Annotated in this window: 19 protein-coding genes; 13 read left to right on the top strand and 6 right to left on the bottom strand. The window is 60.3% G+C overall.

The window, feature by feature from the left end; genetic code table 11:
• Positions 1-286: 286 nt before the first annotated feature.
• The 6 genes from SB765_RS02660 to SB765_RS02635 all read right to left on the bottom strand — a co-directional run bounded on the left by SB765_RS02660 (position 287) and on the right by SB765_RS02635 (position 3715).
• Positions 287-775 carry a hypothetical protein gene (locus SB765_RS02660; RefSeq protein ID WP_410930871.1) on the bottom strand — a complete coding sequence of 163 codons (489 nt, stop codon included), beginning with the start codon at positions 773-775 and terminating at the stop codon, positions 287-289.
• Positions 772-1572 carry a hypothetical protein gene (locus SB765_RS02655; RefSeq protein WP_410930870.1) on the bottom strand — a complete coding sequence of 267 codons (801 nt, stop codon included), beginning with the start codon at positions 1570-1572 and terminating at the stop codon, positions 772-774. The genes SB765_RS02660 and SB765_RS02655 overlap by 4 nt, the downstream gene beginning before the upstream one ends.
• Positions 1573-1625: 53 nt before the next feature.
• Positions 1626-1943, bottom strand: a complete 318-nt coding sequence (locus tag SB765_RS02650; protein ID WP_173880571.1) for a pyocin activator PrtN family protein — start codon at positions 1941-1943, stop codon at positions 1626-1628.
• 158 nt (positions 1944-2101) lie between these two features.
• A complete protein-coding gene (locus SB765_RS02645; RefSeq protein ID WP_173880568.1) occupies positions 2102-2386 on the bottom strand; it encodes a phage antirepressor KilAC domain-containing protein in 285 nt (94 codons plus the stop codon).
• Between the two features lie 9 nt (positions 2387-2395).
• Positions 2396-2707 carry a hypothetical protein gene (locus tag SB765_RS02640; RefSeq protein WP_410930869.1) on the bottom strand — a complete coding sequence of 104 codons (312 nt, stop codon included), beginning with the start codon at positions 2705-2707 and terminating at the stop codon, positions 2396-2398.
• Positions 2708-2983: 276 nt separating this feature from the next.
• Positions 2984-3715, bottom strand: a complete 732-nt coding sequence (locus SB765_RS02635) for a LexA family protein (RefSeq protein WP_144180389.1) — start codon at positions 3713-3715, stop codon at positions 2984-2986.
• 78 nt (positions 3716-3793) lie between these two features.
• On the opposite strand from SB765_RS02635, the gene SB765_RS02630 reads away from it, so the two are divergent.
• The 13 genes from SB765_RS02630 (at position 3794) to SB765_RS02570 (ending at position 15846) form a co-directional block, all read left to right on the top strand.
• Positions 3794-4057 (top strand): hypothetical protein, encoded by a 264-nt coding sequence (locus tag SB765_RS02630; protein WP_410930868.1) that lies wholly within the window; start codon positions 3794-3796, stop codon positions 4055-4057.
• A 587-nt stretch (positions 4058-4644) separates the two neighbouring features.
• A complete protein-coding gene (locus SB765_RS02625) occupies positions 4645-5163 on the top strand; it encodes a phage regulatory CII family protein (RefSeq protein WP_144180326.1) in 519 nt (172 codons plus the stop codon).
• Positions 5156-5374 (top strand): TraR/DksA C4-type zinc finger protein, encoded by a 219-nt coding sequence (locus tag SB765_RS02620; RefSeq protein WP_410930867.1) that lies wholly within the window; start codon positions 5156-5158, stop codon positions 5372-5374. Before SB765_RS02625 ends, SB765_RS02620 begins: the two co-directional genes overlap by 8 nt.
• Complete coding sequence (locus SB765_RS02615; RefSeq protein WP_410930866.1) at positions 5364-7580, top strand: VapE domain-containing protein; 2217 nt, start codon at positions 5364-5366, stop codon at positions 7578-7580. The genes SB765_RS02620 and SB765_RS02615 overlap by 11 nt, the downstream gene beginning before the upstream one ends.
• Positions 7577-7939 carry a hypothetical protein gene (locus tag SB765_RS02610; protein WP_173880557.1) on the top strand — a complete coding sequence of 121 codons (363 nt, stop codon included), beginning with the start codon at positions 7577-7579 and terminating at the stop codon, positions 7937-7939. The genes SB765_RS02615 and SB765_RS02610 overlap by 4 nt, the downstream gene beginning before the upstream one ends.
• Before the next feature lie 511 nt (positions 7940-8450).
• Entirely contained in the window at positions 8451-8798 is a 348-nt protein-coding gene (locus SB765_RS02605) for a phage holin family protein (protein ID WP_173880554.1), read from the top strand.
• Between the two features lie 160 nt (positions 8799-8958).
• Positions 8959-9558: a hypothetical protein gene (locus SB765_RS02600; RefSeq protein WP_060710093.1), complete on the top strand. Its 600-nt coding sequence runs from the start codon at positions 8959-8961 to the stop codon at positions 9556-9558.
• Positions 9559-9562: 4 nt separating this feature from the next.
• Positions 9563-11611 (top strand): phage terminase large subunit family protein, encoded by a 2049-nt coding sequence (locus tag SB765_RS02595; protein ID WP_410930865.1) that lies wholly within the window; start codon positions 9563-9565, stop codon positions 11609-11611.
• 1 nt (position 11612) lies between these two features.
• Complete coding sequence (locus SB765_RS02590; RefSeq protein ID WP_410930864.1) at positions 11613-11819, top strand: phage head-tail joining protein; 207 nt, start codon at positions 11613-11615, stop codon at positions 11817-11819.
• Between the two features lie 11 nt (positions 11820-11830).
• Positions 11831-13297: a phage portal protein gene (locus SB765_RS02585; protein ID WP_410930863.1), complete on the top strand. Its 1467-nt coding sequence runs from the start codon at positions 11831-11833 to the stop codon at positions 13295-13297.
• Positions 13294-14445, top strand: coding sequence for a head maturation protease, ClpP-related (locus tag SB765_RS02580; RefSeq protein ID WP_410930862.1), 1152 nt, complete (start codon positions 13294-13296; stop codon positions 14443-14445). Before SB765_RS02585 ends, SB765_RS02580 begins: the two co-directional genes overlap by 4 nt.
• Positions 14442-14789 carry a head decoration protein gene (locus tag SB765_RS02575; protein WP_182362465.1) on the top strand — a complete coding sequence of 116 codons (348 nt, stop codon included), beginning with the start codon at positions 14442-14444 and terminating at the stop codon, positions 14787-14789. Before SB765_RS02580 ends, SB765_RS02575 begins: the two co-directional genes overlap by 4 nt.
• A 61-nt stretch (positions 14790-14850) precedes the next feature.
• A complete protein-coding gene (locus SB765_RS02570) occupies positions 14851-15846 on the top strand; it encodes a major capsid protein (RefSeq protein WP_012270885.1) in 996 nt (331 codons plus the stop codon).
• Positions 15847-15848: the final 2 nt, after the last annotated feature.

Below are 15848 nucleotides of genomic sequence, written 5' to 3'. Positions count from 1 at the left end.
TCTTGGCGGTGAAACCAGTGCTGACTGTCGCTGATAGTTTTGCACCCGCCAGTTTTGGGTTAGGTACTACTGTCTTCATTCAATATCTCCCCGGCGGGCGATGGCCCGTTTACCCAATGCTCGTTTAGCGGCCACGTTGGTCATGTAGGCTGCCCACTTGTCGCATTCCCGCTGTTGGCGGATCTGGCTGCACTTCGTGTGTCGTCGCGTCGATCTGCCTTTACCGCAGACATCGCAGATGGCGGGTAGGTCGAGGCTGTGTGAGGCCATGGGTGGGCGGATGCGCTCAATCATGGTGTGCCTCGCCGGATAGCGCGGTTTTGATGCGCTCGCGTAAAGGCTTCGCGTAACCACCTTTCAGCATGGCAGTGAAGCAATCACGTAGCAGCCCATCACGCTCAGCCAGCTGGCTGCGGAGTGACTTGATTAGATCATCGGTCTCGATCTGAAGGTTTCGGTGCTGCAGGTTTTCCTCCGCCAGCCGAGCAACCTCGACGCTGTCGACGGCAAGTCCCGCGAGATCCGGTTCGTCGATCAGAATGGCAGATTCGATCCGTTGCTCGCCGTTTCCAACAGCCTCCATCTTGGATTGGTATAAACCGCCTTGGCCGCACCAAACTGTCACTGGGGTCCGTTGATAGGTCGCCAGTTCCGACATGTGCCGGAATACATCTCCAGCGATCAGATCGGTGCTCATGTCGTGAAGTCCGCAAACGGCGGAAAGTGCATGCTCCAGCGACGTCTCGTTGAAAATGATGCGTTGAATGCGGCTCATGCTGCCTCCACACTGTCGACGCTGGCCGAAGTTTTGCGCAGTTGGGCGTGCACGCGAGTTGCGAATGCCAAGATATCCTGCTGTTGCTGCATGGCTCGTTTCCGGCCTGGTTCTGTGCCTGGGAGGGCTTTCCACGTCTTCTCGGCCAAGCGCAATGTCTCGGCCGCATTCATCAGCAGGTCATAGTCCGATCTTGTCACCGGCATGCTCTGGTAGGACTGATCAGCAGGCATCATGAACCCGGTTTGCTTCAGTGCGGCTTCAATTGCCTGTGCCATCTGCCCGGAGGTGGCGTACGTACCGTTCGGCTCGGCCAGTATCGCGTCCATCGCGGCCCCAATGCAGCTGGTGGCGGAAGGGTGCGTATACCCCATGGCAGGCTGCGCGTGCGGGCGATTTCGAGCGATTAGCGTTGCATCAGCGGGCGCTGCCTCGCGCAGCTTGTCGTGGGGTATCAGTCCCTCGGTGGGGCTTCTGAAAGGGGGAATAATGCCTGCTGCTTCACAGCAGAGACTTTCTATTTTTTGCGCGTCGACAACACGGACTTCGCGGAGTGAAGCGGGAGAGGCTTCGATTGATTCCTGTGCTCTCGCGTGCCCGCTTCCCTCCGGGGTCGAATCCTGTGGTTGTATCACCATGATGGTGGTGCGACTGGCATCGCTCGGCAGGAGATCAAAAAGCAAGCCGCGTTGGTGGTGGGCGCGACCTGCTTTTCGGCCAAGGAAGTAGGCGTAGGCATACAGTCCGACTATGAACGCACTGATAACGATGAGGGCGATGACCTGTTGGGTGGTCATGGGTCTAACTCCTTGTGGTGTGCGGGCCGGTGGTGGCGGCCCTCGCTGGGGTGTTACTGCTTTTCTTGCTCGGGTTGTCGAGCTTGCTTTTCGTCCGCCAGGTAAGCCCTGCTATCGATCAGAGCGGCGACATGGCGGATGTGGGCGAACTTCAGGGCTTTCTGACTGTTGTCCAGAGTGGTGATGGGCAAGCAGATCCGTCCTACCTTCAGTTGCTCGGCAAAGGTGTCTTCGTTGAGGTTGCGGAAGTACTGCACACGCACTTTGTCGAGTGGGATGAGCACATCACCAAAGGTCCGGTACAGCAGCTCCACAGTGGTTGCATCAGGTGCGTGCGGCAGGCGCAGCGCGATTTGGTTTGTATTGCTCATCAGGCGTAGGGCTCTCCCTGAGCTTGTGGCGTGACGGATGGTTCCAGGTGATTTCGCAGTGTTTGCGGACCAGGTCCTGCAGCTCTTTTGGTACCTGCTGAAGCGCAGCGTTGCGCTCTGCGCGGGTCTTGAGCTGCATGATCTGATTCGCATATTCCCTAGGCCGCATGTCGCTTATCTTCTGGTGGTGTCGGAATTTGCAGATTGAGCCGTTCCGCTAGCCAGGGGATCCCGGTCTGCTTCACCCGGGTCGACTCGCTGTACTGCATCCCGGCCTCTGGATGAAACCAGCTACCCTCTTTTGTCCGCAGGTATTGGCGGTCGCGAGTGGGGTAACGGGGTAGATTGCGTTCGTTCAACAGCTCGTTTTCACGCATTAGGCGAATCAGCTCGTTGCGGCTAATACCGAAATGCTTCGCGGTTTGTGCAAGTGTGCGTTCCACGTTCGCCTCCTAAGCCGCGTCAGCGAGCACTTGCTCGATGGGTGGCATGTCGGCGGTATCCAGCTTGCCGTTGGCAATAGCCTCGAGGTGGCCAGCGAGTTTCCGGGCAGTGGCGAGGCTGTTCGCCGGCAGGGTCAGGCTGTTCAATGTCGAGCCCATTCGGATTACCACGTTAACTTGATCTAAATAGACCTCGGTCTGCAGCATTGCCTTGGCGCGAGCGCCGTTCGACTCGTCGCGAAGGATGTGGGTGAATTGCCCGGACAAGTTGGTTTGCGCCCTGAGACAGGAGAAGGCGTTGTGGCTAAGTGTGAAGCTCATGCTGCGTGGCCTCCGTCGTTAGGGGGGGGGCAGCTAGAAGCAGGGGAGGACGCGGGGCGTTTCGTTGTAACGAATGCGCAGCCGTGTTGCTTGGCCAGTCGCCGGACCTTGAAGGTCAGATCGATGGTCGCGGCTGATGGGTGGACGTGCAGTGATGCCGTAGTGTGCATGGTATTGCCTCACTCTGTGGTGGAAGAGTGAGGCAAATATCAACCTGTGGTTGTTTTATGTCAACCGTAAATTGATTTTATGGGCGACTTGCAGATCGTGGATAGCTCATTCGGGTATGAAAGATCCCACTACTTTCCCACAGATGTGGGTTTCTTCCGTGATGTCTATGATTGGATACTGAGGATTGATTGGCCTGAGGTACTGGCGCCCTGCGTCTGCCACAAGCACCTTGAACGTCACTTCATTGGTCCTTGGCACCCTTGCTATAACGCGATCGCCTGTATGTGCCTCAACCTCCGGATCGACGAAAATGATGCACCCGGTTGGGTAGCTTCGTCCTGGCCCTGGGTTCGTCATTGAGTCCCCAAGTACCTTTAGGGCATAGCCGCTATTGCTAATCGGAACCGGGCAGGACAACCAGCTATCTGCTTGGTAAGGCTCAAAATTTGAGATGGCTTCGCACCATGCCCCAGCTTGAACCCAGGAAATTAGGGGTACCTTCCCGAATCGCTCAAGTATCCCACTCACATTGGATTGATCGCCGACCTGGAGTTGGTGAGCCTTGTTGCTAGGGGCCTGAGCTTTGGGAAGCACTCCGTACTCTAGCCATTCGCGGCGTACATTTAACCAAGCGCAGAGCGCGGTCATGCTGTCGGCTTCAGCTATTGCCTCTCCATTCAGCCATTTACTGATGGCTTGAGTCGTTTTATCAACCCCGACCAGTTTCAATTGTTTGTGAATGTCCACTCCTCGACCTCGGCTTCTGACGCCGGCATCGTCAAGGGCTTCGTGTAGTCGTGCGCTGAAAGCAGCGCGTAGCTCGTTTTTGTCAACCATGGGTTGATGGTTGCACAGAGCTTGCGAAATAGTCAGTTGATCTATAATATCAACTCCGGGTTGATAATGGAGGTTGACATGCTGCAGCCCGAAGATTTTCCAAATGCGATTGCATTCGCTTTTGAGGCTGTTGGAGGTATCGGTGCTGCTGCCAAGGTATGCGGTAGAAGCTATCAGGCTTTGAACAAATGGCGCTTAGCTGGCTCATTGCCTCGAACGGATTACACCGGCGAGACCAAATATGCAGAGCGCTTAGCGCTTGCTGCTGGGCAAAAAGGCAATCCATTTAGGGCGTCCTGGTTGCTTGAAACGGCGGCTCCTCAAAGGCAGCGGCCTATATAGAAAAAAGGCGACCCAAAGGTCGCCTCGTTTCCCCCCGTAGTACCACCACAGTGCTACCGGGCCGCGTTCAAGGATGTGGCGCACACCACGAAACAACTCTCCTTGAGCTCGTTATGCCTGGCACGGATGCCAGGAGCCGCTTTCTCCACCACAGAGGGGGCGGCGTTACCGGAAGAGTCCTTGGACAGTACCGGTAGTGACTCTCTCAAGACACGCGGCGAGTGTAACACCACCCCTCGTCGCTGGCACTGGCAGCCTTCACGGGGTAATGCCATGTGCCACAACGGAGGCGAGTTATCGCCTCCAAAGGCCTGCAGTAGCACCACGATACTGCCGGGCCGCGTGATAGGTAGGCGGGCACACCACACAGGTCCGTTTGCCTTGATCGCACCCCCAGGCAGGGAGCCGGGGGGCACCTCCTTCACAACGGGAGGTGGCTGTTTCGCCTGGGGCAGTCGATGGATAGACGCCCCGGCCTGAGGCCGTAACAGCCTCCGCTACCCGGCTATTTACTCTCTCAACCGCTATGCGACGCATGCACCACCACTGTATGCCGCAGGCACTGGCTACCGAAAAGGACCAACGCCATGAGCCGAATTGCAATGAGTTGCACTGAGCGCGCCAAGCGCGAAGTGCTGCCCCTCGAACTCGCGCTGTACCACGCTGTGCGGGACTACACAGGCGGTGCTGCCGCCATTGCCGCCACCACCGGCCGTAACGCCACCACGCTCCAGCACAAACTGTCTCCCACCCACCCCACCCATATCGTCAATGTTCAAGAATTCAGTGAGATTTTGGAACTGACCAGGGACCCGCGGATCCTTGACTCGATTCACGCCCTTGTCGGCGACACCATCTGGCAAGAGCTGTCTGACGTATACACCCATGACATCCCTGAAACTCTGACGATGGGCCTTGCCGCTTTTTTCCGGCAGGTTGCCGATCTGTCCGAAACCTGGGCTCGCAGCATCGGTGACGGAAAGGTCGACGATCAGGAACTGGCCGAGATCCAGCATCAGGTGTTCCGAGGAATTCAGGGCTTATTGGGCATGTATCGCCGGGCCGAATACGTCAACCAGACTACCCGGGGGGCTCGCCGTGGCTGATATTGCTGACCTGGCGAATGATCGCGCCCAGTGGCACCTGGATCTGGTTCTGTCTGCTCGGGCGCCTTTGCCTGCGAGTGACTCGCTCGAAGAGTGCCTTGGATGTGGTGGCCCCATTCCGGAGCCGCGCCGTTTAGCAGCTAAAGGCTGCCAGCGCTGCATCGAGTGCCAGGGGCACTTCGAGAAGAAGGGGGCTCGCTATGCTGGATAAGGTACTAGACCAGTTGCTTGACTATGGCCTGCAGCCTGATCAGCCCTTGATCTTCGGCAAGCTGACCCGCTGCCGCACAATGGACGACAAGGGCAAGGAGAAGAACGGCTGGTATGTCCTGCATGAGCATTTGGCCGAGAAGGGACAAACTCTGATCTTCGGCAGCTTTGGCGATTGGCGCCTGGGCGAAACGCAGAAGGTGAAGACTGATGGCCGAGGTCTAAACCCGGAGGAGCGTGAGGTGATGCGCGCCCGGCAGGCCGATGCCAAACGACGTGCTGCAGAGATCGCGGCCAACGCTGCGCGTCGTGCAGCCAAGCGGGCGGAAGCTCTGTTCAAGCGTATGCCCGAGAAGGGGCGTAGTGCTTATCTTGATCGAAAGCAGGTGGTCGGTTTTGGCGTTCGTTACGCACCCAAGTCTGGCGCGGTGCTCGTCCCGATGCAGAATGCTCAGGACGCCATAGTCGGCTTGCAGGTGATTTTCCCTGCGGTCCAAGAGGATACTGGGCGCGACAAGTCCTACTGGCCGCACGGCATGGCCAAGGATGGTGCTTTCCACATGATCGGTGGCCATCCCGAGCCAGGGGAGCCGGTGCTGGTGTGTGAGGGGTACGCCACAGGCGCTAGCCTGCATATGGCGACCTCCCAGGCGGTGGCCATTGCATTCGATGCGGGCAACCTGATGGCTGTGGCCAAGCACATGCGCGAGCGTTTCCCCGGCCGATCCATCATCATTTGCCGCGATGACGATTGGAAAACGAAGCGGCCGACGGGCGAGCCTTGGAATCCTGGTGAGGAAAAGGCCAACAACGCTGCTGTGGTGGTAGGTGGCCAGGTGGTCGGCCCGATTTTCTCAGTTGAGCGTGAGGTCAAATGGACCGACTTCAACGACTTGCATTGTGCTGAAGGTCTTGAGGCCGTTCGCCGGCAAGTCACGGCGGTGATCAAGCCGCCGGCTACCGGTGGCTGGAAGGACATGCTGGCCAGGACCGAGAGCGGTGCCCTGATCGCGCACATGCAGAACGTCGAGCTGATCTTGGCCAACGATGAACGGTGGAGCGGGGTGATCGGCTACAACGCCTTCAGCTCGAAGATCATGCGCCTGCGGGCGGCGCCCTATGGTGGCGTGCCGGGGGAGTGGAGCGACATCGACGACATGCGTGTAATGAAGTGGCTGGCCCAGCAGGGCCTCCGCGTCAAGGCCTCGCATGTGGTCGAGGCTGTCAGTGTTGTGGCGCACGACAACGCCTTCCATCCGGTCTGCACCTACCTGGCCAAGCTGGAATGGGATCGCGTGCCACGCCTTGAGCGCTGGCTGCATGAGATCTTCGGGGTGCCCCGCAATGAGTACAGCGCCAAGGTCGGTAAGCGCTGGATGATCTCGGCGGTGGCCCGAGTGATGAAGCCCGGTTGCAAGGCGGATGCGGTGATGATCCTCGAGGGGGCGCAGGGCGCGGGTAAGTCCACGGCGCTGGGCATCCTTGGTGGCGAATGGTTCATGGACACGCCGTTTACCTTGGGCGACAAGGATGCGTTCCAGGCGATCCGGGGTAAATGGATCGTCGAGCTGGGTGAACTGGACAGCTTCAACAAGGCTGAGAGCACCAAGGCCAAGCAATTCTTCTCGGCCTCCATTGACACCTACCGCGAAAGCTATGGGCGAAGAACGAGCGACGTGCCACGTCAGTGTGTTTTCGCGGGCACCACCAACCAAGATGAATACCTCAAGGACGCCACCGGTAACCGGCGTTATTGGCCGGTCGCCTGCGTCAAGGTCGACCTGGAGGCGTTGCGCCGGGTCCGTGACCAGCTGTGGGCCGAGGCCATGTTCTGCTACCAGGCTGGTGACATCTGGTGGGTCACCCGCGAAGAGGAAGAACTGTTCACTACCGAGCAGGAAGAGCGCTTCGTGGTGGATGAATGGGAAGGACCGATCCTCAAATGGCTGGAGGAATCGCAGGCCGGGGAGACGGTCACCGGGAGCGAGGTGTTGGGTCAGGCGCTCAACCTGGACCCCGGCCATTGGGGCAAGCCTGAGCAAATGCGTGTGGGGTCGATCATGCACCGCTTGGGTTGGCGGCGTCGACGGCTCGCCGCGCTTCCGAAGAGTGGCAAGCGGCCCTGGGCGTACCAGAAGCCCGAGGGCTGGGGCCGCACCAGCGCCCTGGAGCAACAACCGCCTGCGCCGAAGGAGGACTGCTTTTGATCAAGCATATCGATGAGATGCTGAAGCTGTGGGCGCAAGAGCTCCATGCACCTGACCCCTGTCATTCGGCAGGCGGTGTTGGTAGCATGCTCGGCCTGTTGATTGAGTGTAAGGGTGATCTTGTCCGTGGTACCCGAGGCAGCAAGGTGCTGCTGGACGAGTCTGCGGACATCGAGATCATCGTGAACAAGCATCTGGCGCCGGAGCTCTACCTGGTGGTCTATGAGCATTACTGCAACGCTGACAGCGAGCTGTACCAAAAGTACCGGCACTGTGGGTGTAGCCGGGACACGTACTACAAACGCTTGCATGAAGCGCACGTCTGCATCGCAGGCTTGCTCATGGGGCGAGCGGCTTGATTCGCCTAGCATGGTCCCACCGTCCAGCCACTGGACTACCACGTTTTTTGCAGGTGGTCCACGCTCAAGCCCGCGCTATTCGCGGGCTGTCCCACCGTCCCACCGCTCACACGAAGGCGCGCACATAGGGCACATACAGCGCGTTACGCGCGTATTGCGCGCAGCGTGCTTTTAATCTCTCTCTTTACACGGGGAAGGGTTAAAACAGTTAGACAGTGGGACAGCCCTTGATTTTCAAGGGCTTAACAAGTCCCACCATCACCGCCCCCTTTGGGACCTATGGGGCAGCGCCGAAGTGAAGCTAAGCCGGGGTGGTGTATTCCCCCGACATTCGCCAGACATTCCCAAGATGTTACCCCCTTATTGCCGGGTGGCATTAAAACTTGCTTGCTGCCATCGGAATCGACCTGTAAAAAGTACCCATCTTCGAGACGTGCGGGCGCACAAAGCAGCCCGCCAAACACTGAAAACCCTGGCCCTGGCGCCGGGGTTTTTGCATTTGGGGGATTCGATGAACAGCGAGCAACAAGCGTTGGCCGAGGCGCCAATCTGGATGGTGGTCGTGCTGTCGCTGGTCGGCGGGGTGTCTGGCGAGATGTGGCGTGCCGACAAGGCCGGCGTCAGTGGCTGGTCGCTAGTGCGCCGTATTGCTCTGCGTTCTGGGGCATGCGTCGTGTGTGGCCTGTCGACCATCATGCTGTTCTACTCGGCGGGCGTGTCGATCTGGACGGCAGGCGGGATAGGGTGCTTGACCGCCATGGCGGGTGCCGATGTAGCCATTGGACTGTACGAACGCTGGGCTGCCAAGCGCCTAGGTGTCTGTGATGTGCCGCCCCGCAGCGGCGAATCAGGTCAGTGACCCGACCGGCAGCCCCGGTGGGGCCGGGGACCCTGGCGATACGGCTGGGGTACGGGGCAGGAAACCCGCGGCTCTTCGCTAGCGGACAGTTCACCAGCTTAGTGAACTGCGGTGAACTGGTTAACCCCCTGAGTTCATTGGGTGAACTGGACTTTCCGACATGACTTTTCTCACCAAATCGGAGTTCGCCGCCCGCCACGGATGGTCGAAATCCTACGTTTCAAAACTCGGCAAGCAAGAGCGCCTAGTGCTTTGCTCGGACGGCAAGGTCGACGTCGAAGCCACCGAGGCGCTGCTGGCCGAATCGGCTGATCCGAGCAAGGCCGCCGTCGCGGCCCGGCATGAAGAAAACCGAGTCGAACGGGATGTGCGTAGTCACCTCCAACCTGGCGGCGACACACCTGCGGTGCAGCAACCGGAACTGTCGCCGTCTGGCGGCCCTAACTTCCAGCGGTCGAAGGCTCATCGCGAGTTCTACCTTGCGGGTCTGGCAGAGACCGAGTTCTACAAGGTTCGAGGCAATCTTGTTGAACGGGCAGCAGTCGAAGACGCCGCGTTCGCTGCGGGGAGGCTGCTTCGTGAGCAGTTTTTCGGCTTGGCCCCACAGCTAGCTGGCGAGGTAGTCGGGATGAGCGACTTGTGGGAAGTCGAGAGGCACCTCATGGACACTTTTCGTCGAGTCTTCACCGAAGCGGCCAACATGAACAGCGCCGACCTTGAACAGGCCATTGGCCTGAAACCATCCACTAACAAGAGCTGAGCCTATGCCCACCGGATACGCAGACGGTGCACAGGTGTACCGCGAAGCGTTTTACCGAGGGCTTACGCCAGACCCTGATCTTTGGGTCGACGAGTGGGCAGATGAGTACATGCGAATCCCGCGTGGTACTGGTGCCGCAGAGCCTGGCAAGTATCGTACCGCGCGAACGCCTTATGCCCGCGAACCTATGCGCTGCCTTTCACCTGCTCACCCGTGCAAGCGGGTGGTTACCAAAATCGCCTCGCAGCTGATGAAAACGCAGATCGCCCTGAACTGGATCGGAGCGCTGATCCACATGGCTCCGGCCAACATCTTGACGCTACTACCCACCGGGGGCTTGGCGAAGCGGGTGTCTTCACGGATCGGCAAGACCATCGATTCAGTCCCTGAACTGAAAGCGCGGGTGGCGTCGGTCCGGTCCAGGGATTCCCGTAATACCTTGGACACCAAGGAATTCGATGGTGGCGCACTGTTTGCCACTACGGCCGGCTCGGCTGCCAACCTTTCTGAGCTTTCGGCTCGGTATGTGTACGGCGATGAGGTTGATCGATGGGAGGTGGACGTCAACCAGGAAGGTGACCCGATCAAGCTGGCCGAAGCTAGGGGTAGTACATTCGGGCGTAACGCCAAGTTTTACTTTTCTAGCTCTCCGCTCATCAAGGGCATGTCACGTATTGATGACCTCTACATGATGGGAGATCAACGGCACTACTACGTGCCTTGCCCGCATTGCGGTCACATGCAGGTGTTGGTCTGGGAGCGACTGTTGTACTCGGTTGATTTCAGCACCACGCACTACCAGTGCGCGGGACCAGAGTGCGATGTGCTCATTGAGGAGCACCACAAGGCAGATATGCTGATCAAGGGTGAGTGGCGCGCTCATGCGCAAGGTGATGGCGAGACGGTGAGCTTCCACCTAAGCGCGTTGTATGCCCCTTTAGGTTGGCAATCCTGGGCCACGCTGGCTCGGGAATATGAAGAAGCCAAGCTTGCTCAGAATCGCGGCAATCTGCACCCCATGCAGGTTTTCTACAACACCCGGTTGGCTGAGGTCTGGGATAGCGCAATTGAGCAGACCAAAGCCGAGGTGCTGCAGGCCCGCGCTCTGCAAGAGGACTATGTGCTGGGCACCCTGCCTGTGGGAGCGCTGGCGCTGACGGCCTCCGTTGACGTCCAGGCCAACCGCCTGGAGATCATGGTTATGGCCTGGGGCGTCGGCATGGAGCGCTGGGTGGTCGATCACCAGGTGATCCCTGGCGACCCGGCCGACGAGCGCACCTGGGCTTTGCTGGATGACCGCTTGAAGCATCGGTACCGGCACCCTTGTGGGGTAAGCCTTGCGATCCTGGCTACAGGCATTGACTCCGGCGGTCACCATACGCATGAGGTCTACCAGTTCACCCGTGTGCGTCGATGGCGCAACGTGTTTGCGCTCAAGGGTGCGAGCAAGCCGGGTAAGGCTGTGATCGCCCAGCGTCCGTCGCAGGTTGACGTCACCTGGAAGGGCCAGACCGAACGCAATGGTGCCGAACTGTGGATTGTTGGTACCGACACGGCCAAAGACTGGATCTACAACCGCTACAACTTCGAAAAAGGCCCTGGCGCGCTGCATTTCGCCAAGGACCTGCCCGATGAGTTCTTCCAGCAGTGTGTCGCCGAGCGCAAGGTCGTCCGATACGTGAAGGGTCATGAGCGGTTCGAATGGATCAAGAGCAAAGCAGAGCGGAACGAGGCGCTCGACCTCATGGTGTACAACCTGGCCATGGCCTATTTCCTCGGCCTGCACCGCTACGTCGAGAACGACTGGGACAAGCTACGGCAGGCGCTCGCGCAGGCCAGCCTCTTCGAGCAGGGCGAACCGCAGCCAGCCCGGCCCCAGGCCGCCGAACGGGACGATGACGACCAGGACGAAGACGATACGCCGCCGAGGTCTGCACCTCCGCCGGCGCCGGTCAGGCGCAGCGATTCGCCGCCACCCCAGCCGGCCCCTCGGGCTGCCCCACCATCCATGCAACGCCGCAGCTCCAGCAGCGGTTACCTGAAGAGACGCTGACATGGCTTACACAAAAGCAGACCTCGCCACCGTCGAGCGTGCGATCGCGCGTGGTGAAAAGATCGTTCGGTATTCGGACCGTACCGTCGAGTATCGAACGGTCGACGAGTTGATCAAGGCGCGCGACCTGATCCAGTCCGAACTGGTGAAGGCCGCCGGGCCGCGCTCGCGCGTGACTCGCCTCTACCATGGGCGCAAGGGACTGTGAGCGGGCGGTATATGTCCCTCGGCCGTTCCGGCATTTTGGTACCCGAAAGGATTAAAGCCAGCTACGAAGGCGCCGCCGAGGGACGGCGCTCATCGGGTTGGGATGCGCCGGACACCGGCGTGAACAGCCTGATCATGCCGGCCTTGCGCAACCTGCGTTCCCGCTCGCGCAGTGCGGTGCGCAATGACCCATACGCCGCCAACGTCATCGACAAGCGTGTCAGCAACCTGATCGGCACCGGCATTACGCCGCATCCGCAGCTCGCCGACAAAGAGGTGCGCAAGGCGATGCAGGTCCTGTGGGAGGACTGGGTGGATGAGGCTGATGCCGATCAGCTCACCGACTTCTACGGCTTGCAGGCTTTGGTGGCCCGGACGGTGGAACAGTCGGGTGAATGCTTCGTCCGTTTGCGTCCGCGCCGGTTGGAAGATGGCTACGCCGTACCGCTGCAGTTGCAGTGCCTGGCACCGGAGTTCGTCCCGCACGACAAGTTCGAGGTAACCCGCTTCGGCAATGTCATCCGCGCAGGGATCGAATTCAACGGCATGGGGCGGCGGGTGGCGTACTGGTGCTATCGCGTTCACCCCAGCGACAAGTCCTCGCTGAATGTCGGCTACAACCAGCTGGTGCGTGTCCCTGCCGAGCAGATGCTGCACATATTCGAGCCACTGGAGCCGGGGCAGCTGCGCGGTGTGCCGCGCCTGGCGCCCGTCCTGAAGCGCCTACGCAGCTTGGACAACTTCGACGATGCAGTGTTGTTCCGGCAGGAAGTGGCCAACCTGTTCGCAGGCTTCGTGCGAAAGCCAGCCCCGGACGGTCGGCCACAGCTTGATCCTCTCACCGGGGCGCCGGTCGACCTCGACCGGGACGGGTTCACTCCCATGGTGGGGCTGGAGCCCGGCACGGTGCAGGAGCTGGGGGCAGGCGAGGAGATCGAATTCTCCGATCCGCCCGACGCCGGCAACAACTACCGCGACTTCATGCGGCAGCAACTGATGGCTGCTGCCGCCGGTACCGGCTTGCCCTACGAGCTGATGACCGGCGACATGCAAGGCGTGAACGACCGGGCGATCCGCGTGGTGCTGAACGAGTTCCGGCGCCGGCTGGAGCAGCTCCAATTCCAGGTCTACGTCCATCAGTTGTGCCGTCCTGTGCGGCAAGCCTGGTTGGACATGGCCGTGCTGGCCGGGGCGCTCGACCTGCCGGACTACTCGGAGCGGCGCCGCGAATACCGGCGCACCCGCTGGGTGCCGCAAGGCTGGGCCTACATCCACCCCGTTCAAGACGTCCAGTCCCGGCAAATGGAAATCGCTGCCGGTTTCACCACACGCAGCGAGACTTGCTTGCGCAACGGTACCGATGCCGAGGTGGTGGACGAAGAGAACGCCGCCGATCTCGCCCGGGCGCAGGGCCTGGGTATCAAGTACAGCACTTTGTCGGCGTTCGATGACGATCCCGACGAGAAGGAGAAAGCATGAAACCCTTGAAACCCCTCCGCATCTTCAACAAGGCGCCCACGCAGCAGCCCGAAAACGAACAGCACTGGTACCGCATCAGCGCCGCCACCAAGGCCGAGGGCGTTGCTGACGCTGAGCCAAACCCGATCGAGATCTACATCTATGGCGAGATCGGCGGCTGGGGCATCACCGCCAATCAGTTCCTCCGCGATCTGAAGGCGATTGATGACGGTGTATCGCCGGTGCACGTGGCCTTCAACACCAGCGGCGGGGACCTGTTTGAGGGCGTGGCCATTCACAACGCGCTCAGGCGCTTGGGCGAGCGCTGCACCGGCCGGATTGATGCCTTGGCGGCCAGTGCGGGTAGCGTCGCGGTGTGCGGCGCTCACCGGGTCGTGGCGGCCTCAACCGCGATCCTCATGATTCACAACCCCTATACCTGGATCGAAGGTGATGCTGAAGAGCTGCGCCGTGTAGCCGATGTGCTCGACCAGGCGTTCGAGGTGATCATCGCGGCTTACAAGGCCAAGTCGCCTGAAATTGATGAGGCCGAGCTGCGGCGCCTGGTCAACGCTGAAAGCTGGCTCACCGCCGAGGAGGCGCTCGCGCTCGGGCTGGTCGATGAGATCAGCAGTGGCGTGCAGGTGCGGGCTTGTTTGGGCAATGGCGCGGCCATGGCCCGGTACCAGAAAACCCCGCAGGCGTTGCTCGACCAGTTGTCCAGCAAGCCTGCAGCAGATGATCCGACAAAGCCGCCTGTGTCGACCAAGACTGACGTCGCCGACTCGACGGCGCTGGCGCTGATGATCACCCAGGACTGCGCCAAGGCCGGTATCGCCAACTTGGCTGAAACGCTGATCGCTTCGACCAAGCTGACCGACACGACCACGGTGCAGGCTGCGCTGAAGCAGGCCAAGGGCGTACACGATCTCTGTGTCGCGGCGCGGTTGCCCGAGCTGACGAAAGAGTATGTCGCTGCCGGCCTGGACGCTGACGCGGTGCGGGCGCGGCTGTTCGAGAAGATTGTCAGCTCCGGTAAGGGCTTCGAGATCAACAACGCCTTGCCGCCGGCCGACGATGAGCAGGAGAAGATCAAGGCACAACTCCCCAATCCATCCAGTATCTGGGCTGCCCGCCGGCAGGCCGCCAATAAAGGAACACGACCATGAGCAACACCCAACTGGAGCCGGTCCATGCCGGTGAGTTTCTGCTTTCCGAGGGGGCGGGCAAGATCTCCCGTGAAGCCATCAACATCACCGCTGGCCCGGCCCTGGTTGCTGGCCAGCTGCTGGGGCTGGTAACGGCAACCGGCGAGTTCGCGCCATACGATCCTGCGGCTGAAGATGGGACTGAAAACGCCGTCTGCATCCTCTTTGCCCCGCTCGGCGAGTCCGATGTCTCGCGGCGTGGGCGCGCGGTGGTGCGGCTGGCCGAGGTCACCGAAGCGCTGCTGACGGGCGTCGATGTCGATGCCGAAAAAGCGCTGGCGTCACATTTCATCATCCTGCGCTGACCTGACTAATTCTTCTTCCCAGCCCCGCCTTGAGCGGGGTTCTTACTTTCTGGAGTACCCCATGGCTGAGATTGCCATTTTCCAAGACGATGCTTTCAGCGTTGCGGCCCTGACTGCGGCCATCAACGAGCAGGAGTATGTGCCGGGCCGCTTGGCAGCCCTCGGTCTGTTCCGCGAAGAGGGTGTCCCGACCCTCACCGTCCAGCTCGAAAAGGACGGTGATACGCTCGCTCTGGTGCCTGCAGGTGAGCGCGGCACCTCCGGGTTGGTGGTTGGCGGCAGCAAGCGTCAGCTGATTCCGTTCAACACCATCCATTTGCCGCAGCGCTTCGCTATCAAGGCCGACGAAATTCAGGGCATTCGCGCGTTCGGCGCCCTGACAGAGTTGCAGGCTGTCCAGGCTGTAGTGAACAAACGCCTGAGTAAGGCGCGGAGTCAGCTGGATGCTACCCACGAATACCATCGAATGGGCGCGCTCAACGGCAAAGTGCTCGATGCTGACGGCGCTACGGTGCTGCTGGACATCTACAAGGTATTTGGCGTGTCGCAGCAGAAGCTGGCGATGGGCCTCAATGATCAGGAGTCGAATGTTCAGGGGCAGTGCGTGGACGCACTGGACATGCAGGAGGATGCCCTCGGCAACGTCACCACTACCGGAGCGCGTGCCTTCTGCGGCAAGACGTTCTGGAAGAAGCTGATCGCCCACAAGTCGGTGGTCGACACTTACAAGGGCAGCCAGCAGGCCGCATCCCTGCGTGGTGATGGCCGTGAGTCATTCGACTTTGGCGGTATCAGCTGGGAGCGTTACCGTGGCAAGGTCGGTGGCAACGCGTATGTTGCCGACGACGAGGCCCGCTTGGTGCCTGAGGGGGTCTCGGATCTGTTCCTGTCGATCTACGCCCCGGCGGACTACATCGAGACCGTCAACACCGAAGGCCTGCCGTACTACAGCAAGATCGAGGAGATGCCATTCGGCAAAGGGGTCGACGGCGAGGCGCAGTCCAACCCGTTGCACATCTGCACCCGTCCCCGCGCTGTTATCCGTCTGACGATCTGATC

Origin of the sequence: Pseudomonas sp. SIMBA_067 (assembly GCF_046534675.1) — a bacterium.
Lineage (GTDB): Bacteria > Pseudomonadota > Gammaproteobacteria > Pseudomonadales > Pseudomonadaceae > Aquipseudomonas > Aquipseudomonas putida.
The sequence above is the reverse complement of the archived record's forward strand: the minus strand, read 5'-3'. Positions and strand labels throughout refer to the sequence as shown.